General features: G+C 58.2%; 15 protein-coding genes, 2 pseudogenes and 1 riboswitch. Of the genes and pseudogenes, 11 read left to right on the forward strand and 6 right to left on the reverse strand.

The genetic code is table 11. From position 1 onward, the window contains the following. Positions 1 to 36: 36 nt before the first annotated feature. Positions 37 to 2,382: a 5-methyltetrahydropteroyltriglutamate--homocysteine S-methyltransferase gene (gene metE, locus EOA32_RS05560; protein WP_128371118.1), complete on the reverse strand. Its 2,346-nt coding sequence runs from the start codon at positions 2,380 to 2,382 to the stop codon at positions 37 to 39. A 95-nt stretch (positions 2,383 to 2,477) separates the two neighbouring features. Continuing rightward, positions 2,478 to 2,678: riboswitch (cobalamin riboswitch) on the reverse strand. Positions 2,679 to 3,362: 684 nt separating this feature from the next. Beyond that, positions 3,363 to 3,588: pseudogene (locus EOA32_RS05570) on the reverse strand (hypothetical protein); the annotation flags it as partial. Between the two features lie 304 nt (positions 3,589 to 3,892). Between EOA32_RS05570 and glmS the strand changes: the two are divergent. Next, the gene (gene glmS, locus EOA32_RS05575; RefSeq protein ID WP_128371119.1) at positions 3,893 to 5,707 is read left to right on the forward strand and encodes a glutamine--fructose-6-phosphate transaminase (isomerizing); all 1,815 of its coding nucleotides are present in this window, start codon (positions 3,893 to 3,895) and stop codon (positions 5,705 to 5,707) included. 414 nt (positions 5,708 to 6,121) lie between these two features. Here glmS and EOA32_RS05580 read toward each other — a convergent pair whose 3' ends face one another. The 3 genes and pseudogenes from EOA32_RS05580 to EOA32_RS39660 all read right to left on the reverse strand — a co-directional run bounded on the left by EOA32_RS05580 (position 6,122) and on the right by EOA32_RS39660 (position 8,197). After that, entirely contained in the window at positions 6,122 to 7,114 is a 993-nt protein-coding gene (locus tag EOA32_RS05580; protein ID WP_128371120.1) for an adenosine kinase, read from the reverse strand. A gap of 120 nt (positions 7,115 to 7,234) precedes the next feature. Then, complete coding sequence (locus EOA32_RS05585; RefSeq protein ID WP_128371121.1) at positions 7,235 to 7,579, reverse strand: methionine adenosyltransferase domain-containing protein; 345 nt, start codon at positions 7,577 to 7,579, stop codon at positions 7,235 to 7,237. 311 nt (positions 7,580 to 7,890) lie between these two features. Next, positions 7,891 to 8,197, reverse strand: a pseudogene (locus EOA32_RS39660) (hypothetical protein). Positions 8,198 to 8,289: 92 nt separating this feature from the next. On the opposite strand from EOA32_RS39660, the gene EOA32_RS05595 reads away from it, so the two are divergent. The 10 genes from EOA32_RS05595 to EOA32_RS05640 all read left to right on the forward strand — a co-directional run bounded on the left by EOA32_RS05595 (position 8,290) and on the right by EOA32_RS05640 (position 20,190). Continuing rightward, positions 8,290 to 9,243, forward strand: a complete 954-nt coding sequence (locus EOA32_RS05595) for a MurR/RpiR family transcriptional regulator (RefSeq protein ID WP_128371122.1) — start codon at positions 8,290 to 8,292, stop codon at positions 9,241 to 9,243. 632 nt (positions 9,244 to 9,875) lie between these two features. Continuing rightward, entirely contained in the window at positions 9,876 to 10,973 is a 1,098-nt protein-coding gene (locus tag EOA32_RS05600) for a serine hydrolase domain-containing protein (RefSeq protein WP_189406930.1), read from the forward strand. An 85-nt stretch (positions 10,974 to 11,058) separates the two neighbouring features. Continuing rightward, positions 11,059 to 12,660, forward strand: coding sequence for an ABC transporter substrate-binding protein (locus tag EOA32_RS05605; protein WP_128371124.1), 1,602 nt, complete (start codon positions 11,059 to 11,061; stop codon positions 12,658 to 12,660). Between the two features lie 3 nt (positions 12,661 to 12,663). Then, positions 12,664 to 13,605, forward strand: coding sequence for an ABC transporter permease (locus EOA32_RS05610; protein WP_128371125.1), 942 nt, complete (start codon positions 12,664 to 12,666; stop codon positions 13,603 to 13,605). A gap of 1 nt (position 13,606) precedes the next feature. Further along, complete coding sequence (locus EOA32_RS05615) at positions 13,607 to 14,488, forward strand: ABC transporter permease (RefSeq protein ID WP_128371126.1); 882 nt, start codon at positions 13,607 to 13,609, stop codon at positions 14,486 to 14,488. Between the two features lies 1 nt (position 14,489). Then, the gene (locus tag EOA32_RS05620; RefSeq protein WP_189406932.1) at positions 14,490 to 15,521 is read left to right on the forward strand and encodes an ABC transporter ATP-binding protein; all 1,032 of its coding nucleotides are present in this window, start codon (positions 14,490 to 14,492) and stop codon (positions 15,519 to 15,521) included. Further along, the gene (locus EOA32_RS05625; protein ID WP_128371127.1) at positions 15,518 to 16,549 is read left to right on the forward strand and encodes a dipeptide ABC transporter ATP-binding protein; all 1,032 of its coding nucleotides are present in this window, start codon (positions 15,518 to 15,520) and stop codon (positions 16,547 to 16,549) included. Before EOA32_RS05620 ends, EOA32_RS05625 begins: the two co-directional genes overlap by 4 nt. A 225-nt stretch (positions 16,550 to 16,774) precedes the next feature. Then, positions 16,775 to 18,100, forward strand: a complete 1,326-nt coding sequence (locus EOA32_RS05630; RefSeq protein ID WP_128371128.1) for an aspartate aminotransferase family protein — start codon at positions 16,775 to 16,777, stop codon at positions 18,098 to 18,100. A gap of 11 nt (positions 18,101 to 18,111) precedes the next feature. Continuing rightward, positions 18,112 to 18,663, forward strand: a complete 552-nt coding sequence (locus EOA32_RS05635) for a carboxymuconolactone decarboxylase family protein (protein ID WP_128371129.1) — start codon at positions 18,112 to 18,114, stop codon at positions 18,661 to 18,663. A gap of 51 nt (positions 18,664 to 18,714) precedes the next feature. Beyond that, positions 18,715 to 20,190, forward strand: a complete 1,476-nt coding sequence (locus EOA32_RS05640) for a M81 family metallopeptidase (RefSeq protein WP_128371130.1) — start codon at positions 18,715 to 18,717, stop codon at positions 20,188 to 20,190. A 230-nt stretch (positions 20,191 to 20,420) separates the two neighbouring features. Here EOA32_RS05640 and EOA32_RS05645 read toward each other — a convergent pair whose 3' ends face one another. Then, positions 20,421 to 21,644: an acetyl-CoA carboxylase biotin carboxylase subunit family protein gene (locus EOA32_RS05645; protein WP_128371131.1), complete on the reverse strand. Its 1,224-nt coding sequence runs from the start codon at positions 21,642 to 21,644 to the stop codon at positions 20,421 to 20,423. Positions 21,645 to 22,273 lie beyond the last annotated feature (629 nt).

Here is a 22,273-nt window from a genome sequence, read left to right on the forward strand (position 1 = left end):
GGCCGTCAACTAACCATAAGAGAATTCGGCAAAGCCTCAGACCTGCACTCGCTGCCGGAGCGCGCGTGCTGCAGCGACCATGTTCACGAGGGCAGGGCGGACCTCCTCCCAATTGCGTGTTTTAAGGCCACAGTCGGGGTTTACCCAAAGTTGACCATCAGACAAGCGCTCGCGGGCAAGCATGAGGAGGGCCGAAATCTCGGCGACTTCCGGAACGCGCGGTGAGTGGATGTCATAGACTCCGGGACCGATTTCGTTGGGATATTTAGAGCTCGTAAAGGCGTCCAGCAGGTCCATTGCCGAGCGCGATGTCTCAATCGAAATTACATCCGCGTCAAGCTCAGCGATCGCGTCGATGATCTCGTTGAACTCCGAATAGCACATGTGGGTGTGGATCTGAGTCGAGTCCTTTACACCTGTTGAAGCGATCCGGAAACATTCGACCGACCAGTCGAGATAGACCTTCCAGTCGCACTTGCGCAGCGGCAAGCCTTCGCGAAACGCAGCCTCGTCGATCTGGATCATCCTTGCGCCGGATCTTTCGAGGTCCGTCACTTCATCGCGAATAGCGAGCGCGATCTGGCGGCAGACCTCGGAGCGGGGTACGTCGTCGCGAACAAAAGACCAATTGAGAATGGTCACTGGACCTGTGAGCATTCCCTTCACAGGCTTTTGCGTAAGTGACTGGGCGAATTGCCACCAGCGCACCGTCATCGGATTGGGGCGCGATACGTCGCCGAAGATGATGGGGGGACGCACGTAGCGCGACCCATAGCTCTGCACCCAGCCATGTTCGGTGAAGGCGAAGCCGGAAAGTTGCTCGCCGAAATGCTGTACCATGTCGTTTCGTTCGAACTCGCCATGCACCAGCACGTCCAGCCCGATCTCCTCCTGCCAGCGAATAGCAGCCTCGGTCTCCTTCTTCAGAAAGGTTTCGTAATCGACATAGCTGAGCTGGCCCTTCGCGTGAGCGGAACGCGCTTTGCGCACCTGAGGCGTCTGCGGAAAGGATCCAATGGTCGTCGTCGGGAACGGCGGCAGGCCGAGCGTGCGGGCCTGGACCCTGGAACGCTCGGCAAATGCGCTCTTTCGTTGCTTCATAGCGCCGTTGATGTCGGCGATCCGCCCTTCAACGAGCGGGTCATGGACCTTCGTGGATGTTGCGCGACTCGAGGCAGCCTCGCTAGAAGCTTTCAACTCGCCAGCCACGGCATCTCTACCTTGGGACAAGGCCCGGGCGAGGATAACCAGCTCGTCGGTCTTCTGGGCCGCGAAGGCGAGCCACGACCTGATGTTCGCATCCAGTACCGTCTCCATACGCAAGTCTATCGGCACATGCAGCATCGAGCATGAAGGCGCGATCTCGACTCGGTCCAAGGGCCAGCCCGCGACGATCGGCTTGATGCGGTCGAGAATGGCAGTGAGATTCGCGCGCCAGACGTTGCGGCCATTGATCAAGCCAAGCGATAACACCAGATCCTTAGGCGCGAGCCGACCAGCCGTCTCCAACTGCTCGGGAGCACGCGAGAGATCAAGATGCAGGCCGGCCACAGGCAGCGATATCGCCGTCTCGAGATTGTCCCCCAGCGGCCCGAAGTAAGTAGCCAGCATGATCTTCAGCTCGGGCGCGGCCTTCGACAGCTGCCCATAGGCAAATTCAAGTGCGGTTCGTTCGTAGGGGTTTAGATCGAGCACGAGCGCTGGCTCATCGATCTGCACCCAATCGGATCCCGTAAATTTTAACCTCCGCAGGAGTTGCTCGTAGACGGGCAGAAGCCGCGGCAGGAGCGCGAGGGGATTGAAACCTTCGGCAGGTGACTTCGCGAGCTTGAGAAAAGTGACCGGTCCAAGGATGACCGGGCGTGTATGAATGCCCAGGGCTTTAGCCTCGAGGAAGTAATCAACCGGTTTGGTCGACGAGAGTGTGAACGCCTGATCGTCCTCAAGTTCCGGCACAATGTAATGATAGTTGGTGTCGAACCATTTGGTCATTTCCATCGCGGTTAGGGCAGGGCAAGCCGCATGCTCCCGACCAGAGTCGCAATTTCCCGTCTGACCTTGGTTGCCGCGGGCCATAGCGAAATAGATGTCGAGTGGGACCTCGCCGCCATTCCATGCGTAGCGGGACGGCACGGCGCCGACCATGGCGGCGGTGTCGAGTACATGGTCGTAGAGCGAAAAGTCGTTCGACGGGATTTTCGACACACCGCGATCGCGCTGCTCTTCCCAGTTCGCGACACGGAGCGCCTTTGCCGTCGCGAGAAGCTCGGCGGCGCAAGATTTTCCGGACCAATAGCTTTCAAGCGCGAATTTCAATTCCCGCCTGCGACCGATACGCGGCACACCAAGCGTTGCTACAGGAATTTGCTGAGAGAGAGTCATGCGATACCCCGATGGTTGGGGCGTGGGGGACAACGAAGGCGCCAGTAGGCCGGTACGAACGCCGGGCTGCAGCGGCCACCGAGACACCCCGCCCGTGGACAATAGTTCGCCGTGGCAGGTCTCCTGGCTCGGGGGTCATAGCCTCTACCCGTCTTCCCGAGGCTGTTCGCCTCAGTGACATGAGTGGGGTCGGCTCGCCTCTAACAGTTGCGGGGGCAGCGCCGGTATCGCACCGGCTTCCCTCTTAGCTCCGCTGCGGCAGCGCCGTACGGAGAACCATGGCTTGGACACAATCACAGCAGTCAGGTCTTTTGTCAACATCGCATAAAGAAATCTTTATGTCATTATGTGAATGCACTTTGTACTGTCGCAGTGACTTCCAAGTCGCGTGTAGGGAGGAACAAGGAAAAATGCCTAAAAGGGCTTCGGGCTTCATTGCTCCTGAAAACGGTGAGAAGAGCATATTCGTTCATGCCACCGGCAGACTCGCTCAGGACTGAGCACTGCTGATGGAGGGGCAGAAGGTGTTTGTCCAATGCGGGCAGGGTAAGAAAAGCCTGGAAGTTCGGAATATTCGCCTCGCTTAGCCCCATGCGTCGGCCCACCGAAATCGCGCCTCAGGCAAAGCCCGCTGCCGGGAGGAGGTGGCAGCGGGCTCTATTTCGAGTGAGACGCGGGAGGAGGTGCGCCCCGCTCAGCGTCGGCACCACATCTGGGAGGAGTAGATGGCCGACAACATGATCATACCGACAGAAGGGTATATTGCAATGCACAAATTCTATATCGCAGTTGCGAAATCGTGCCGGATCCGCTTAGTCGAGCCTGAAAAGTCCGGTCAGGCTGCGGCTTTCTTGCGGGCACGCTTGGCAGATGCCGGCGTTCCCAGATACTTCGGCTTGCGGCCAGCCAATGCCGAGCTCGCCGTAGCTTGTTCGGCGCCACCAGAGGTCGATGCAACCGCCGGCGAGTGTCACCGAGGTCTACGCCGTCTCCGCTTTTTCCCGAATTGCGTGTGCCGCAGCCACCATGTTCATCAGGACAGGGCGGACCTCCTCCCATCCGCGCGTTTTGAGACCGCTGTCGGGATTCACCCCGCAGTTGACCATCCAACAATCGATGGCGCCCAAGAATGATGAGGTTTAAAATCTCGGCCACTTCTGGGATCCCGGGCGAGTGAATGTCATAGACACCAGCGGCGACCTCGTCCCGGCCTTCGGCCGGGCAAGGACGACCAGCTCGTCGGTCTTTTGCGCCGCGAAGGGGAGCCACGACTTCACATCCGCGTCGAGTGCCGACTCGATGTGCACGTCAATCGGTACATGCAGCATCGAAAGGCTCTGTTGGAATGCCATCGCGCATCTTGGTCCATTTATTCGGTGGATGACTGCTATTCCAACAATCAATTTTACCGTCCCAACAAAATCGTATTAGAGGATCCTGAATTGCAGCGTGGGTATCCCTCGTAGTGATTTGTGCGTCGACTGAGGCTGCCGGAAAAAACGGAGACGGCATGTGCGGGATTGTTGGTATTGTTGGGCAACAACCCGTGTCGGAGCGGTTGGTCGACGCCTTGAAGCGTCTGGAATATCGCGGCTATGATTCCGCCGGTGTTGCGACGATCACCGGGGGCGCCTTGCAGCGCAGGCGCGCTGAGGGCAAGCTCGTCAATCTCGAGACGAGACTGAAGGCAGAGCCGCTAAACGGCTCCATCGGGATCGCCCACACGCGCTGGGCAACCCACGGAGCGCCGACGGAAGGCAATGCGCACCCGCACTTTACCGGCGGTGTGGCCGTCGTTCATAACGGCATTATCGAGAATTTTGCCGAGCTGAAGGAGGAATTGACGGCGGCGGGAGCCGATTTCCAGACCGACACCGACACGGAGGTCGTCGCGCATCTTGTGGCAAGACATCGCCAGGAGGGCATGGGGCGGGGCGAAGCGATGCATGCCATGCTGAAACGCATCAAGGGCGCCTACGCGCTCGCCATCCTTTTTGAGGATGATCCGTCGAGCATCATCGCAGCGCGCAATGGACCACCGCTGGCAATCGGCCACGGCGACGGCGAGATGTTTCTAGCATCCGACGCGATCGCGCTTGCCCCCTTCACGAATGAAGTCACCTATCTCATCGACGGTGACTGGGCCGTAATCGGCAAGGGGGGTGCCGATATCTTCGATTTCGACGGCTACCCCGTAGAGCGTCCGCGTCAGACCTCCATGGCCGCGGCTTATCTGGCCGACAAGGGCAAACATCGCCACTTCATGGAGAAGGAAATCTACGAGCAGCCCGAGGCCATCGGCCGTGTGCTCGCCCATTATGTCAGCTTGATAGAGAATCGCGCCGATCCGGTTCCTAGCTTCGATTTTGCCAGCATTCCAAGCCTGGCGATCTCTGCCTGCGGCACCGCCTACCTTGCCGGACTGATCGGAAAATACTGGTTCGAGCGCTATGCTCGCCTGCCAGTCGAAATCGACGTTGCGTCCGAATTTCGCTACCGCGAGATCCCGTTGTCGCCCCAGTCTGCTGCTCTTTTCATTTCGCAATCTGGCGAAACCGCCGATACGCTAGCCTCGCTGAGATACTGCAAGAAGCTTGGACTGAAAATTGGCGCGATCGTCAATGCCGCCGAATCGAGTATCGCTCGGGAGGCCGACGCGGTCTTCCCGATCCTTGCCGGCCCGGAGATCGGCGTCGCCTCCACCAAGGCCTTCACTTGCCAGCTTGCCGTTCTTGCCGCACTTGCCATCAGCGCCGCCCGGACCCGCGGAACGGTAACCGAAAAGGAGGTGCAGGCGCTGGTCCGAAGCCTTGCCGAAATGCCGCGCATTATGGGCCAGGTCCTGAACAGCATCCAACCTAAGATAGAGCTTCTGGCGCGCGAATTGTCCAAGTATCATGACGTCCTGTATCTTGGCCGTGGCACCAGTTTCCCACTGGCGATGGAAGGTGCGCTGAAGCTCAAGGAGATTTCCTACATCCACGCCGAGGGCTATGCGGCGGGTGAATTGAAGCACGGTCCGATCGCATTGATAGACAAGAACATGCCGGTGATCGTCATCGCGCCATTTGATCGCTTTTTCAACAAGACCGTCTCCAATATGGAGGAAGTCGCCGCCCGTGGAGGGCGGGTTATCCTCGTCACCGATGAAAAAGGAGCAACCGCATCCAAGATGCACACGATCGTGCTGCCACCTGTCGACGAGATTATCGCGCCGATGATCTTCTCGCTGCCCATACAGCTTCTTGCCTATCAGACAGCGGTCATCATGGGCACAGATGTCGACCAGCCGCGCAACCTCGCAAAATCAGTCACTGTCGAATGATTCTGACGCGCTCATAGCCGGGACCGCCCATCGGAAATGCATTTCAAGTGAAACAAAGCGCGTCGCACCGGCACTTGGATGTCGACGAGATGCAGATCAGGGTTCGCGGGCGATGGATTATATCTTATTGCTCTATCGATATTGTGGGCGACCCCACCGAATTCAGCCACGTGCGTTATTTGCCGGCGCCAGTGCGCATAAGGCTAGTCGCATGCTTGAGAATGCGAATGTGGGCGTCCGCGCTTCGACTGATATCAAGATCACCTGAAACTGCCACCGGTAAGTGGCCGCCAATCCGTTTCCGAGTTCCGGCAGCTAGGCCTAGAACGCCAAGGGGAAAACCGCCCTCAACGGGATGCACATGCGACATTTCGAATTGCCTGGGCTTCCCTAACCAGCTTTCTTGGCACACCCCTACAGCAGCCCTGCCTGTTCGGCCTCGCGGCGCAGGTCCTGGCGCGGCCGCGGGCCGATCTGCTGGATCACCAGGCCGGCCGCCAGCGAGCCGAGATCGCCGCAATCCTTGAGGCTGCGTCCGGTCGTATAGCCATAGAGGAAGCCGGCGGCATAGAGGTCGCCGGCGCCGGTCGTATCGACCAGTTCCCTGATCGTGTTTGCCTTGATGGTGACGGTCTCGTCGCCGCGCACAATCACCGAGCCCTTTTCGGAGCGGGTGACGGCGGCGATCTTGCAATCTTTGCGGATGGCGGCGAGAGCGTCCTCGAAGGAAGCGGTCTGGTAGAGCGACTTGATCTCATGGCTGTTGGCGAAAACGATGTCGACCGTGCCCGACCGCATCAGGTCGAGGAACTCGTCGCGGTAGCGGTCGACGCAGAAGGAATCCGACAGCGTCATCGACACCTCGCGGCCGGCGGCATGCGCGAGCCTGGCGGTCTGCCGGATCGCTTCCTTGGCGCGCGGCGGATCCCACAGGTAACCCTCGAAATAGGTGACCTTGGCGCCGGCGGCCTTGTCGGCTTCGACGTCTTCCGGTCCGAGCTCGATACACGCACCGAGATAGGTGTTCATCGAGCGCTCGCCGTCCGGCGTGACGAAGATCATCGAGCGCGCCGTCGGCGGTTCGCCCTTGAGCGTCCTGGTGTCGAAGGCCACGCCCTGGGCATGGATGTCGTGGGTGTAGATTTGGCCGAGCGCGTCGTTCGACACTTTGCCGAAGAAGGCGGCGCGGCCGCCGAAGCTCGCCACGCCGGCGGCCGTGTTGCCGGCGCTGCCGCCCGAGGCCTCGATCGCCGGCCCCATGCGAGTGTAGAGCAACTCGGCGCGTCGGGTGTCGATCAGGTTCATCGCGCCCTTGATGATGCCGTTGGTTTCGAGGAAGGCCTCGTCGCACTGCGCGATGATGTCGACAATGGCATTGCCGATGCAAAGCACGTCATATTCGGGCATCAATGTCTCCGCCAAGAACCCACCCGGCTATCTGGCATGCCGGTCGTCGACCCCGCTGCCCTGAACGAAATTGCTGGAGCAGAAGTGTCGAAGTTCCCTCATAGCTCGACGAGCCCTGCCTCATGCCGCAGGGCGTCGATTTGACTCTTCCCGGCCAAAGTGCCCATAAGTCGCCGTCTTGCGATAGATAGGGCGTAAGAGACCTAGCATTTCGATGATGCCCTTGGGTCTGAGGTCGAGCAGTTCGGGAATGATGCGTTCGATCCGTTCTTCCGCAATTCTTCTCGGCCTAAACGTGTTGACCAGTACAGAGACGGCATTGTCCACGCCGATCGCGTAAGCAATTTGCACTTCGCAGATCTCCTCGAGACCGCTCGCCACGACGTTTCCTGCACAGAGACTGAGCCGTCGAAGTGAGTTCATTTGAGTCCCAGCTGTCGGCCGAACGACACCATTCGAACTCATCCGCGCTGATTTTCTGATCGTTATCGTTTCAGCGCACGGTTAGACAACAATGTTACCCGACTAGTTCCATATAAACTAGTAAAAAACTATGAAAACTCTGTGAAGGATGTAATATTTATTGCGATAGATTTGCCGGCGGGACCGAGTGGCCACAGTTTGTGGTCGCGGCGTGGCTGGGCTTGGGAGTTCCCGCGGCGGCACCGCCTTTTTTGGGCGCTCAAATACCCTGACATGCTTCTCGTGCAGGCACGCTTGCCGCCGCCGAGACTGTTCCCCTTCAAGCGCGCGGCCGACGCCTGCGCTTCGTTCGGCTAATCCGACCAAGATCTAAATCCGCCGGAAGACTGCTGGCCGGCGAACAACTCGTTGTAGCCGCTCGCCACCAATTCCCACGGTCGAGGTGGATGCGCGCCGCATTACGAGCCCGTTCTGGCTTGCAGTCCGGACCGATGCCGAGGATCAGCCGCGCCATCTCCTCGTAGCTAGCGCCATCGGCCGCGCATCCAAAAGTCGCATATAGATAATGAAATGCGCCTTATCGTAAGCAGTCAGGCTGTTCGAGGGACTTCGTCGGACAATCGTCAGAGACTTACCAATTTGCGTTGGCCGATTCGTCATATGCTGACTACCTCATCCCATCGAGGGATCAGGACTTAGCCGAGCATGAGACATATGTTGCGCAGAGCAAATGGTCGCGGTACGAATTATCCATGGGTGACGGACCTTTTTCTCAGCGGTTGATCGCTAGCTTCGATGCGATGTCGGAGCAGTTTCAATTAGCCGCCCGCTATATCATTGAACAACCGCATGATGTCGCGCTGCTCTCTATGCGCGATCAGGCCCGTATGGCCGGAGTCCAACCGGCCACTATGACACGACTGGCGAAACATCTTGGGCTCAGTGGTTATGACGAACTGCGCGAAATCTATGCTGACGCCGTTCGTAGCGGTGACGTCGGCTTTGCTGGAAAGGCAGGCGCGCAGCTAAAGGCGCAAAGGCGAAAAGGCGACGCTGGACTTGCTCGCGAAATTCTTCTTGCGCAAGCATCTGAGATCGGGCAGCTCGCCGAGTCGCCTCAGATTGACGCGATTGTGTCCACGGCGAGACGGCTCGCGTCCGCAAAGTGCGTTTATTGCATCGGCTTGAGGTCGAGCCATGCCATAGTCTGGCATTTGCACTATATCCTCTCTATGATCGGGGAGAAGTCGGTTGTGCTCGATGCAATTGGAGGCATCGGCTCAGATGCCCTGGCCCGGGCAACGCGCAGTGATGTGGTCTTTGCGACAAGTGTTTTCCCTTACACACGCTTGACAATCGAGATCGCGGAGTATGCCCATCAGCGTGGCATTCCCCTCGTGGCCATCACGGACAGCAAAGTTGCGCCCCTTGCTAAAATGGCGGACGACGTCGTCCTTGTTCAGACGAAAAGTCCCTCCTTCCTTCATACGATGACTCCAGCCTTCGCGGTCGCTGAAGTACTTGGCGCGTTGATTGCCGGCCGCGGAGCAGAGGCCGCGCGTGAGGCACTAATACAGTTCGATGCCCATCTCGCGGACTTCAACACTCATCTAAAATCCAGGGCGTGGGCTCAACAAGTCCGCTCACCTCGGATGACCGTATCTGCCTCAGCGGATAACAAGAAACGCAAACCCAATCAGATTTGAGATAGCTCCAGGTAATTGATGCTCCGGACGCACGTTCACGTATTCGGTTCCGACTGATTTCCTCGTCGCGATCGTGCTTCTTGAAGCGGCCGTTGCTGCGCGCGACCGCATTGCCGAACGCGATGAGCAACTGCGAAGAGAGCGCGCCGGGGCCTCATTTCGCATTCAGCCCCTGCAGCCGCAGGCCGACCGGTTCAACCGCAATGTCTTCGGCCGCTCATCCGAGAAGCTGCCACATGCGGCCCTAACTCGAAGATCTCGAGACAGATTTAGCCGTCGGCGTGCCCGATATCGAGCTGCCATCGTCGCTGATGGCGACTAGGTCCGTATGCTCAAAGCCATAAACAATTGCCCGTCCTGCGCGCTGACCGACTATCAGCAACGCCTCGAAAACTCGTTGCTCGGGCATCCAGCGCGGCCTAGTTGATAACCCGCGATATCGCACAGCAAAAATTCAACAAGCTTCAGGACATCCCCTCGCAATTCCAATGCACGTCAATTTTGCCCGCAACGACAGAGTCGAGACAATTGACTCATATGTGCATTTATGAAACAGTTGGTGCGCCTAGAGCGAGAGTGGAGCGTGATGGTCGCGGATGGAAGTCAGTCCTTCGACAATTCTGGAGGGCATAGTGAGCTTCGAAAGCACGCTATGTGAGACGAGTGTATCCTTCTCGAGCGCGTCGCCCGAAAGCGCAGGCATATCGCCGTCATCTCTTAGGCGCGCCGTCGAGACTGCTCGGGTCTGGGGGGACCAGGGCCACATCGTGGGCGCGGTGATGCTGGTGCTCCGCCACGATCAAGTCGTGTTGCACGAGGCGGTCGGCTGGAGCGACAGAGAGCGCCAGCTTCCCATGAAAACCGACACGATCTTCATGATGCGTTCAATGACGAAGCCGCTCGTCGGCACGGCCATCCTGATGTTGCAGGAGGAGGGGCGGCTAAAGCTCCGGGACAGAGTGTCCACGTATCTCCCGGCATTTAATAATGAGCGTTCCCGCGAAATTACAATCTACCAGCTTCTAACCCACACCTCTGGAATCACCGGCTCGATCGTTGAGAACCACGGGCCGCGATACGCCTCATTACGGGAGGCGGTTGATAAGGTCGGTCTCAAAGGGCCTGAGCATCCCCCCGGTACGCGATACGAATATAGTGATCCGGGATCGAGCACGCTTGGAGCGGTTGTCGCTGAGGTCTCCGGAATGCCTGCCGAAGATTTCATCAGGACCCGAATTTTGGAGCCCATTGGAATGGGCGACTCTTTTCTGGATTTCAAGCTGCGGCCGGGCGATCCACGCGCAGGACGTGTGGCCGCAAGCTACCGCAGGGAGAACGGCGAGAGTGGCTCCTGGATCAAGTCCTGGGACAACACGCAACCGGAGGAAGTGCCGTTTTTTCGTGCTTCCGGTGGCCTTTTCGCCCCGGCTATTGATTACGCGAAGTTCTTGTCCTGCATGCTGCACGGTGGGCGCCTGGCGAATCGCCGCTTGCTGTCGGAGGAGACCGTCAGACTTGCGACGAACCCGAGTTCGCTGTGCAAAGAGTACGGTCTCCAGTGGGAGATTTTCGGGGACAAGGTTTTTGGGCACGGTGGATTTCAAGGCACTTTATCCTGGGTTGATAAAGCGCATGACCTGATTGGCCTCTACTTGACGCAGTCGGAACAGACGGGGAATGCCACGCGCCCAGAGTTCAAGAGGCTGGTGGAGCGCGCAATCGTGAAATAGGCGAGCCGATCCGCTCGGAAGGCTTGGCCCTGGAGAGCGGTCCTCACAAAAGCGTGAACGCGACTACTCAAACAGGGAGGAACATATGCAAATTTCTCGACGCGATCTCATCAAGCTGAGCGTATCGGCCGGAGCCGCTTTATCGAACCCGTCTATCCTGCGGGCTCGGGCGGCTTCAGCCGGCACGCGCGAAGTTCGCTTGGCGCTGGATAGTGTACCCTCGGTTTTCGACCCGCACATTACGACAAGCGCCGATGCCCAATGGCATGGCATGGCCATCTATGATTCGCTCTTTGCGTTCGACTCCAAGCAGGTGGCGCGCCCTCAAATGATCGGAAACTGGGGCGTATCGGAGGACAGGTTAACCTATACATTCGCCCTCCGGGACGGCTTGGGCTTCCATGACGGCACCCCCGTCACAGCTGCGGACTGCGTGGCTTCGATTCGCCGTTGGGGCGCGGCGGTCCCAGGTGGAAAACTGCTCATGGAAAGGACCAAGGACGTCTCGAAGAAGGATGACAAAACCTTCACGATCGTGCTTAGGGAACCATTTGAGCTTTTGATCGACGCACTGGCCGTGCCAATACAGTTTCTCGCTGTGATGCGAGAGCGGGACGCCAATCTTCCCCCTACGCAGCAGGTAACTGCCAACATCGGATCGGGGCCGTTCAAATTCAATCACGCTCTCGCCAAGCCTGGCGCGAGCTTCACCTACGACCGCAATGAAAAATACGTGCCCCGCAGCGAGGCGCCCGACGCATTAGCTGGAGGGAAAATCGCAAAAGTTGATCGAGCCATCTGGGAGAACATCTCCGATCAACAGACGGCGGTGGCGGCGTTACAGGCGGGCGAGATTGATCTGCTGCTTACTTGCCCCCCCGACTTCTATTCGGCGATTGAAGGCGATCCCAATCTTCAACTTCAGACGGTACTGGAGGGAGGCTACAATGTCTTTGCGCGAGTGAACTTCCTTCAGCCTCCATTTGACAATGCCAAGGCCCGTCAAGCGCTTCTGCACCTGGTGGACCAGGACGCTTTCCTGAAGGTCATGGCTCCCGATCCAAGATACACCCACCCCGTTACGTCGATGTTCGGCAATGGCTCACCATACTCAAATGACGAAAACACGGGATGGTACAAGAAGGGCGGCGACCCAGAAAAAGCCAGGCAGCTCTTCAAGGACGCGGGATACGCCGGTGAGAAGGTCGTCATCCTTGATTCTACCGACTGGGCTCAGGGCGATGTTTCCGCCCAGCTGCTGGCATCAGAGTTGAAGAAGATCGGCATCAATGCGGAGCTGGCGCCGAGTGATTGGGCGGGGATTGTCGCACGCCGATCTAACAAGGGGCCCATTGAAGGAGGTGGCTGGAACATTCTCATATCGAGTTGGCCCAATGGCGCCTACTCCGATCCGATCGGGATCTCTCTCCTCCAAGCGACTGGCGACAAGGCCTGGTTCGGCTGGCCGAAGAATGACGAATATGAGCAGCTACGCGCCAAATGGGCGGATGTTGCGACGGATGAGCGCAAAGCTCTGGCCCGCAAGATGCAACATCTTTGGTGGGACATGGTCGGATGTGTTTTCCTGGGTCAGGTGGTGTCGCCCTCTGCACGCCGGAAGACACTCACCGGCGTCATAAGCAATGAATTTGGAGTGTGTCCAATGTGGAACATGGAAAAAGCCTGAGCGATGGCTGGCTACATCTTCCGCAGGCTCGTTTCGACCATCGCCGTCATGGCGATGGTCGGAATTTTCGTCTTCCTGCTTTTGAGGTTGGCACCCGGCGATCCGGCGGCCATCATAGCCGGTAGAAACGCCACGCCCGAGGTGGTGGCCGGCATCCGCCAGCAGCTTGGGCTCAACGAGCCTCTCCCGGTTCAGTTCCTACATTGGAGCTGGGATTTGCTAAGGGGGGACTTCGGCACGTCGATCTTTGCCGGAGTACCTGTTATCGAGCTCGTTTCGCAACGGCTTGAACCGACCATTTCGCTCGCAATCCTGACGATGATCCTTGCGGTGGCGCTTGGAGTGTCGTTCGGCATTGTTGCGGCATGGCGAGCCGGCGGGCTCGTCGACCGCGCCCTGACGGCGTTCTCTGCGTTCGGTTATTCGGTCCCGGTGTTCGTCGTCGGCTTCTTCTTGATTTACCTTTTCGCCATCAAAACACATTGGCTCCCCGTCCAGGGGTACGAGCCAATAAGCCACGGCCTTAGACCGTGGTTCGCGCACTTGATTCTACCGACTGTGACGTTGGGTCTTCCATACATTTCTTTCATCGCCCGGGTTACGCGGGCAAGCATGCTCGAGGTCCTGTCGGAAGACTATATGCGAACGGCCGCCGCCAAGGGCGCTTCCTCCTATGCCTTGCTTTTCCACCACGCTCTGAAGAACGCGGGCGCACCGATCCTGACTGTAATCGGCTTAAGCTTCGCCTACTTGGTTGGTGGTGTCGTCATCACGGAAACTGTCTTCAACATCCCCGGCGTCGGGCGTTTGGTGGTCAATGCCATCAACAACCGCGACTATCCGATCATTCAAAGCGTGCTCATCCTCGTTTCGGGACTGTACGTCTTAATCAATCTGGCGGTCGATCTTTCCTACACCCTGGTCGATCCTCGCATCCGGTATTGATATGGCACTTCTCTCCGCACCCGTTGAAACCGTGCCGCCCGGTCGGCTTCAACTATCCCAGTTTCGTCGCCTGGCAAGACGGCACCCGCTAGTTTTTGTGGGCGGCGGCCTCCTGCTGGTTTTTATCATTCTGGCGCTTACCGCGCCGCTCTACGCAGGCGATCCACTGAACCTGGATCCTTTTAAGCGCCTCCAGCCGCCTTCCGCCGAGATGTGGTTCGGCAGCGACAATTTGGGTCGTGATGTGTTTGCACGCACAGTGTTCGGTGCCCGGATCTCTCTTTTCGTGGGATTGATATGTTCGGTTCTTGCGGCTCTGGTCGGCCTTCTGATCGGTGTCCTCGCCGGCTACAACCGCGCCTTCGATAATATCGTCATGCGCGTCATGGACGGACTGATGTCGATCCCGGCGATTCTGCTGGCCATCGCCCTTGTTTCTCTGACAGGCTCCGGGATCGGCATCCTCATCGTCGCGATAACGATCCCTGAGACACCAAGCGTGGCGAGGCTGGTTCGCTCGATCGTTTTGGGGGTTCGCGAGCGACCCTATGTGGAGGCCGCCATCTGCGGCGGCGCGCGCATGCCGAAGGTGCTGTGGCGACACATCCTGCCGAGCACCATTCCGGCGCTGATGGTGCAGAGCGCCATCGTGTGCGCGGATGCAATCCTAGTGGAAGCCGGACTGAGCTTTCTGGGCGCAGGCGTGCCCCCCGAAATTCCTAGTTGGGGCAATATGATTGCAAGCTCTCGCTTGTATCTCGGCATCGCTCCATTGACCGTCTTCGCGCCCGGCATTTGCCTTGCTGTCACGGTTCTCGCCGTCAACCTGCTGGGGGACGGTCTGCGCGATCTGTTCGACCCCCGCGCGGCGCGGAGGCGCTGACATGCTGATGAAGAACGTTATGAAAGATAAATATATCGTGGAAGCCGAGAACGACGTGCTGCTGGACGTCCGCAATCTGGAGACGCACTTCTTCGGCGAAGACAGTGTCACCCACGCGCTAAGCGGCATCAGCTTTCAGGTCAAGAAGGGTGAAACGCTCGGCATTGTCGGCGAATCTGGATGCGGCAAGAGCGTCACCGCTCTTTCGATCCTTCGCCTGCTACCAAAGCTGAGCGCCAGGACGGTTGGTGGCGAGGTCCGCTTTCACGGACGCGATCTCCTGAAACTCTCCGAACGGGAAATGCGAAAAATCCGCGGCGACCGGATTGCCATGATCTTCCAGGAGCCGATGACGAGCCTCAACCCGGTGCATACGATCGGGCGCCAGATCGGCGAGGCAGTTCAGATCCATATGAAAGCGTCCAGCTCGGAGGCCATGGAAAGGGCCAAAGAGATGCTGCGTCTTGTCCGCATTGCAGACCCGGATCGGCGCGTTCGCAATTATCCCCACGAAATGTCGGGTGGCATGCGCCAGCGGGCAATGATCGCAATGGCGCTGGCATGCTCACCGGAACTCCTAATTGCCGATGAGCCGACCACTGCGCTCGACGTCACGATTCAGGCGCAGATACTGAGGCTCGTGCTTGAACTGAAGGAGCGGATCGGCACGGCCGTGATGCTCATCACGCATGATCTGGGCGTCGTCGCCGAGACCTGCCAGCGCGTGATTGTCATGTATGCCGGACGCATCGTGGAGCAAGCGACGGTTGAAGAGTTATTCGCGCGTCCCGCGCATCCCTATACCCAGGGCCTCATGCGGTCTGTGCCTGATCGCCGGCGGGGCCGGCAGCGCCGCCTCGCTGAAATTCCCGGCATTGTGCCAAGCCTGCGCGAACCGATTGCCGGGTGCAGCTTTGCCCCGCGCTGTCCGTTCGCAATCGACGTTTGCCGCGAGAAGGCGCCCTCCCTGCTTGATGTCAAGCCGGGTCACACCGCCGCTTGCTGGCGCTCCGAGGAGGTGATGGGCGCATGAGCGGGCCATTGTTGAGAGTCGAGAATCTGACCAAGCACTATCCGCTTGCTGCGGGGTTCCTGAAGAAGACGATTCCCGTAGTGCGGGCGGTGGAGGATGTGTCCTTCACTGTCGACGCGGGCGAGACGCTCTGCATCGTCGGAGAATCGGGCTGCGGCAAGTCTACAGTCGCACGCGTCCTAATGCGTCTTGCGGAGCCGACGGCCGGGCGCGTGCTAATCGACGGGACAGACATCGCAGGTCTGAAGAAGCACGCGCTTCGCGCGTATCGCCGCCGGATGCAGATGGTATTTCAGGACCCTTACGCGTCATTGAACCCGCGTCTCACCGCAGGACAGATCATCACCGAACCTGTCGAGAATTATGAGCGCCTCAGCCGCAATCAGTGCCAGGCCCTTGCCGCCGGCCTTCTCGAAAAGGTGGGAATGTCGCCGGAGATGATGCACAGGCTGCCGTCCGAATTGTCGGGTGGCCAGCGTCAGCGGCTTGGCATTGCGCGGGCGCTGTCGCTCAATCCCTCGATCATCATCGCCGACGAGGCAGTGTCTGCGCTTGACGTGTCCGTGCAAGCGCAGATCCTGAATTTGCTCATGGATCTGCAACAGAACCTGGGCATCGCTTACGTCTTCATCTCACATGATTTGGGTGTTGTAGAGCACATCGGCCATCGCATCGCGGTCATGTATTTGGGTCGGATCGTGGAGCTTGCCCCCTGTGAGGCGCTGTTCGCCAAGCCGGTCCACCCCTACACCGAGGCTCTGATCGCGGCAGCTCCTGTGCCGGATCCGACGCGATTTCGGCTGGAGGCGGTCGTAGAAGGCGAGGTACCAAGTCCCATTAACCCGCCGACAGGATGCGCTTTCCATCCGCGCTGCCCGCTCGCGGCCGAGCGTTGTCGCATCGAAGTGCCGTCGCTAGTCCCGATTGACGACGGACGCGTTGTGGCCTGTCACGTGCGCGCTCCGGCCGCAAATGGCAAAGCCCAACCAGCGGCGGCACCTGTTGGCACTCCGATGTGCAGCAGTTGAGCAGCAATCAAATCCGAGACAGACCAGAGTCCCACCTCAAATCAAGTTCTTGCGTCAACGAAACCAATTCGAGAAAGCCGTGCACATCATGATGATGAAGAGCGAACGATCTGGGGACTCGAGTGTAACAAATGTTGCGGATGGGAAGGCGTCACCCAAGGACGGTTGCGGCTTCAGAAGTGCTTGCGACAAGCTCCGGAACCACCGACGGACTGCGAGACTGAGATGAGCAAAATTCTACACCGAACAATCAGTGCAACCCTGCCGATCGCCGTGGAAGGAGCGGGGATTTACATTACGGACAACCGAGGGCGCAGCTACATAGACGGCTCTGGCGGGGCAGCAGTTAGCTGCTTGGGCCACAATCACCCAGAAGTTCTTGAAGCCATGAAGGTGCAGATGGGGCGTATCAGTTACGCTCATACTTCGTTCTTTACCACGGACGTCGCTGAACAGCTTGCCGAGCAGCTAATTGAGCTCGCGCCAAGCGGTCTCGATTACGTGTACCTAGTCTCTGGTGGCTCCGAAGCTGTAGAGGCTGCTCTCAAGATGGCGCGCCAGTATTTCGTCGAAATTGGCCAAGCTGAGCGACGCCATATAATTGCACGCCGGCAGAGCTATCATGGTAATACCATCGGGGCTTTGGCAACCGGCGGAAACGCGTGGCGCCGGGCGCAATTCAAACCGATCCTACCAGAGACACATCATGTCTCGCCTTGCTATGCCTACCGCGATATGCAACCGGGCGAAACAGCTGAGGCCTATGCTGAACGCCTTGCTACCGAACTTGAAGCCAAGATTGTGGAGCTCGGAGCCGAAAAGGTCATGGCGTTCGTGGCTGAACCGGTGGTTGGCGCGACACTTGGAGCCGTAGGGCCGGTGGCGGATTACTTCAGGCGCATCCGCCGGATCTGCGACAAGTACGGCATCTTGCTCGTCCTTGACGAAGTCATGTGCGGTATGGGTCGCACCGGGACGACATTCGCGTTCGAGCAGGAAGGCATCGTTCCGGATCTCGTCACTATCGCGAAGGGATTGGGCGGTGGTTTCCAGGCGATCGGTGCGGTGCTTCTCTCGAAAGAGATTTATCGTGCGTTCGCGGAAGGCTCGGGACTGTTCCAGCACGGACATACGTATATCGGTCACCCCGTTGCTGCGGCCGCTGCCAGCAAAGTTGTCGAAATCCTCAAGCGTCCAGAGATCACAGCCAACATCAGCAGAATGGGCGATCGCCTGCAAGCCGCGCTCAATGCCGCTCTCGGTCAATCTCCCTACGTCGGAGACATCCGTGGGCGCGGTCTATTTCGTGGGATAGAAATCGTAGCCGACAAGGACAGTAAGAAACCATTCGATCCAGCTTACAAGGTTCATGCCAGGATCAAGAAGGAAGCAATGCAGCGCGGCCTGATGTGCTATCCGATGGGGGGCACCGTCGACGGCCTGCAAGGTGATCACGTGCTGCTGGCACCTCCCTACATCGTCCAACCCGAGCAGATCGACATGATTGTGGAGCGGCTCGCCGCCGCAATACATAGCGCCGTTGCAAGCTGAGGCTATTTGCCATGAATTTCTCGCCCGAGCCGCAATCGCGATGCCCGCCTTTGGCCGATGAAGACTGGCCGGCAGAAATCGCTGATATGAAGGCCGGTTTCGCCGGAGCACTTAACGTCTACCGAACGATGGCGCGTCACCCGGCGTTGCTCAAGGCATGGGCCCCGCTACGCCAACATATCGTCAAGGACAGCTCTCTGGGCGATGTCCGGTCAGAACTTGTTATTTTGCGATCTGCGTACCGTATGGGCTCGGACTATGAGTGGGTCCATCATGTGAGCCGCGCCCGCGCGCTTGGCATTGCAGATGCACGAATTCAGGGAATGCGAAATTCGCCAGACGGAGAAGACGGCCTTTTCGCATCTGCTGTCGACGCGCTGTTTGACAGCGGGTGTCTGCCCCCCGAGATAGAAAGTGCAGTTGCCGAAGCTCTAGGTCAACAGGCTGTGTTCGACCTAATAGCTACTGTCGGATTCTATTCAATATTGGGCTACGTCTTGAAGACATACGAGACGCCGGTTGACCGCGATGTTGCCGTCGAATTCCAAAAACGTCCCCTCTGAAAACGGTTTTGCTCTATGCATTGGCATCGAGCTGCAGAAAGGATTGCATCAATGAAAGTGGCTATCGCCGGGTTTTCAACTGAATCGGTCAGTTTCCTGGCAAACCGTTTGACTGTAGAAGACTTCAAGCACCTGGAGTGGAGCGGAAACGAGATTTTACGAGCTCACCGGGGAATGAATACCGTTCCGGGCGGCTTCATTGACGTCTGTGAGCGTGAGGGCATCGACATGGTGCCCATCGTTCACGCCGAGGCCAATGCAACGGCCCCTGTTTCCGATGAAGCGTTTAACCACTACTGCCGAGCCATCATTGATGGACTAAAAGAGCACCGCGGGTCGCTGGATGGCGTTCTCCTGTTTCTTCATGGGGCATGCACGACTCCGACGCGCCTCGACCCTGACCGCGATCTTCTGCTTCTCGTTCGGGCTGAGGTCGGCCCGGAAATTCCGGTGATGCTCGCCCTCGACTATCACGGCAACCTCGATGCCTCTACCATCGAGGGTGCAACAGCCACTTTTGGGTATCATTATTCGCCGCATATCGACATGGCAGATACGGGCCGCAGAGCCGCGGAATGTCTCATTAAGACCTTGCGGGGGGAGATCAGCCCAGTGACCGCAATTGCCCGGCCCGGTGTCATGGTTCCGAGCATCTTTAGCGCGACGACCTTACAACCGCTTTCGCGTTTTGTCGCTCGTTCTATCGAGCTGCCACAAACGACTCCCGGTGTGCTGGACGTTTCAATATTTGCAGGCTTCTCATATGCAGACGTCCCGAACTGTGGTTTCTCGGTCGTCGTCGTCGCGGACGGAGACCGCAGCCTTGCCGAACGGGTGGCAAACGACCTGAGCAAGTCGATACATGATGCCCGTCGCGAGCTCCATGTGCCCGGGTTGGTCAGGGGTTTGACGGAGGGTGTGTCCTATGCAGTCGAACGGGCAAAGTCGTCCAAAGCGCCCATAGTCGTGCTCGAGCATGCCGACAGAATGATAGATTCTACATACGTTTTGCAGGAGTTGATGCGGCTGGGCATCAAGAACGCTGCTGTTCCGTTTCTCTGGGATCCGGAGAGTGCGGCCGCTGCGTGCCGAGCCGGTGTGGGTAAGACAATCAAACTGAACCTTGGTGGCCACTCGTCAGCAAGATCGGGCGGTCCGGTCGCGGCTGAGGCAAAGGTCCTGTATGCGGGCGAGAAGAGCTTTTCAGTATCAGGGCCGATGTGTCATGGGCTAAAGGTTGACCTTGGTCCGACCGCATTGCTTGATGTTGACGGCATTGTTGTCAGCGTCACCACAGCGCCGACCACAGCAGTCGATGAAGATCCATTCTTGCAGTTTGGCCTGCGTCCGCAGGACTTTTCTATCATCGTGCTCCGATCGAAGACACATTTCAGGGCGGTTTACGAGCCCCTGGCCGAAGAGATTGTCATTGTCGACACGCCGGACTGGGGGCCAGCCGACCTCACGACGCTGCCCTACCGGCACGCACCGACCGCGACCTCCTATCCGTTCGTCGACTATGACTGAGTTCGGCTGCCTTCTTCCCATCAGTTCAAACCCTTGGCTGGTGCTGCTGCCCTGATGATCTGTCACCATTGCTCCCAAGATGCTCAGTTTGACCGTGCGGCCCTGAATCAACCCACGATCAACAACCAGCGTTTCAGGCGCTGAGCTACCCTTGCGGCATGTACTGTGCCCTCGGGCTGCGCCGGGGCAAGTGCTGGTTTTCCTTAATGGGCCGCAGGTTTTGCGTTTGTTCATGAGGGGTCGAATGGTGTGATCGACAAATCTATTAAGTCGACGGCACGCTGAAGTATCGCTTCCGTCTGAGCATGGCTGGGCGAAGCGGCGATAACATATCCTATGATGTCTCGGAGATCGCCTTTCCTGACAATCGGCGCGTTGGGTTTAATATACCATTCGACCTCGGCGACACCTGGAACAGCGGCTGCCAACCTGTCGCCGTCGATCCTCTCGAGGATGCCATCGCGGTCAGCAACCAGGTACCGCGCGGCCGCAGCGTGCGAATGCTTTCTGCGTAAATCGCATTCTTCGCCAATGGCAAGCTTGATGTGCTCGGTGACGATATCGACACCGTAAGCCAGCTGGAACAGTTGAGGATCAGGCACTCCACCCAGGCGCGGATTGACTTCAATGACCACCGGGCCACGGTTCGTCCATCGGAATTCAATGCAGGTTGGACCCCAGCCAAGGCCGAGAGCTCGCAGACAGCTCAGCGAAACATCGGTCATGTGATGATGATCGCCATCGCTCAGCGGGGCCGGAACGATGGTTTTGCGAAAGACGAAATACGGAGGGGACCCGGAGTCACCGGCGGCAATTTCAACAACCTTATCTCCGATTAGTTCAGCACAGTAGTATGGACCTTGCGCGAACTCTTCCACCAGTATCCTAGGCGCGGACCGCCATACGTGCTCTCCGCTTAAAAGATACTTCGTATGATCGACTAACTCTTCGAGGCTGCGGCACAATCGCACGCCGCGGCTGCCGGTGCCCACGGCTGGTTTAACAATCACCGGGAGCCCGATCTCCGCGGCAAAGCTTTGTACCTCCTTTGCGTCCGTTGCTAAGCGATAGGCAGGTGTGGGAACGCCGGCCTCCGCGAGAAGCTTCCGTTGAGTGAATTTGTCGCAGCATCGTTCAACGGATGCGGGGTTCGGTCCGGGTAAATTGAAATGCCGGCAAAGCTTGCCGATTGTCGCATAGAACAAATCTCCCGCGGCGGTAATGCCGGCGATATCGTGGGTTGCACATAGTTTGGAACACTCGCTGATCAATGCATTGAGATCGTTTGAGTCGACTCCGATTGCCTCAGCGCTTTCCGTGGCAAGATAGTCGTATTGACCTGGATCAGCTGACAGGAGAATTGGATGAAGACCAAGATGCTGGGCAGCTTTCACGTATAGCGGCCCAAGGCCCTTTGACTTGGTTTCAACCAGGATCAATGCTCTTCTTGCCATTGGCTGCTAACTCCCACATTGCGGCAGCGTAAACCGGCTTTTTCAGCCGTGCCGAATTCAGACTAAATGGGGCGTACCATTTTCGGCGATTTGCGGCTGCAAAGATCCTGTTAAGTTAGTTGGAGATGTTGCGACGTTTTGATTACGGGAGTGTCGCCCGAAGAGACTTGACTAATTCGGAGCGCGCGATGTCGTCAGGGTCGATGTGTCAAGGCGGAGCAAGCAATTGCGATCGCCAAGCTCGAGTGGAATCGACGCCGGCCGCGAGGGAACGCTTCAAGCAGAAGAACATGAGAATGGGCCGCGGCTTCTGAAGGGCTTCGCGCACGGAAATGGAACCGTGGAGCCTGGATGAACAGTCTGCCCGTGCCGTCTGGCCGGAAGCTTAAGCGCGCTGTTCGCATTCCATCGCTGGTTGCCCAGCTTTCCCATAGCACTGCCATTGCCATTTCTCCTGCTTGCGCAATTTGCCCGGCTCGTAGCTCGACCAACCGAGTCTCCGCATGAACGATGTCCGACCGCCGAACGTCATCACATCATCATTCGACCCGTCTTGCCGTGTTCAACTGTGTTCGGTTGAAGACGTCCATGTTTGGAGCTGGACACACGGCGTCTCAAATATCCGTCAT

The organism is Mesorhizobium sp. M1A.F.Ca.ET.072.01.1.1 (genome assembly GCF_004023325.1).
GTDB lineage: Bacteria > Pseudomonadota > Alphaproteobacteria > Rhizobiales > Rhizobiaceae > Mesorhizobium.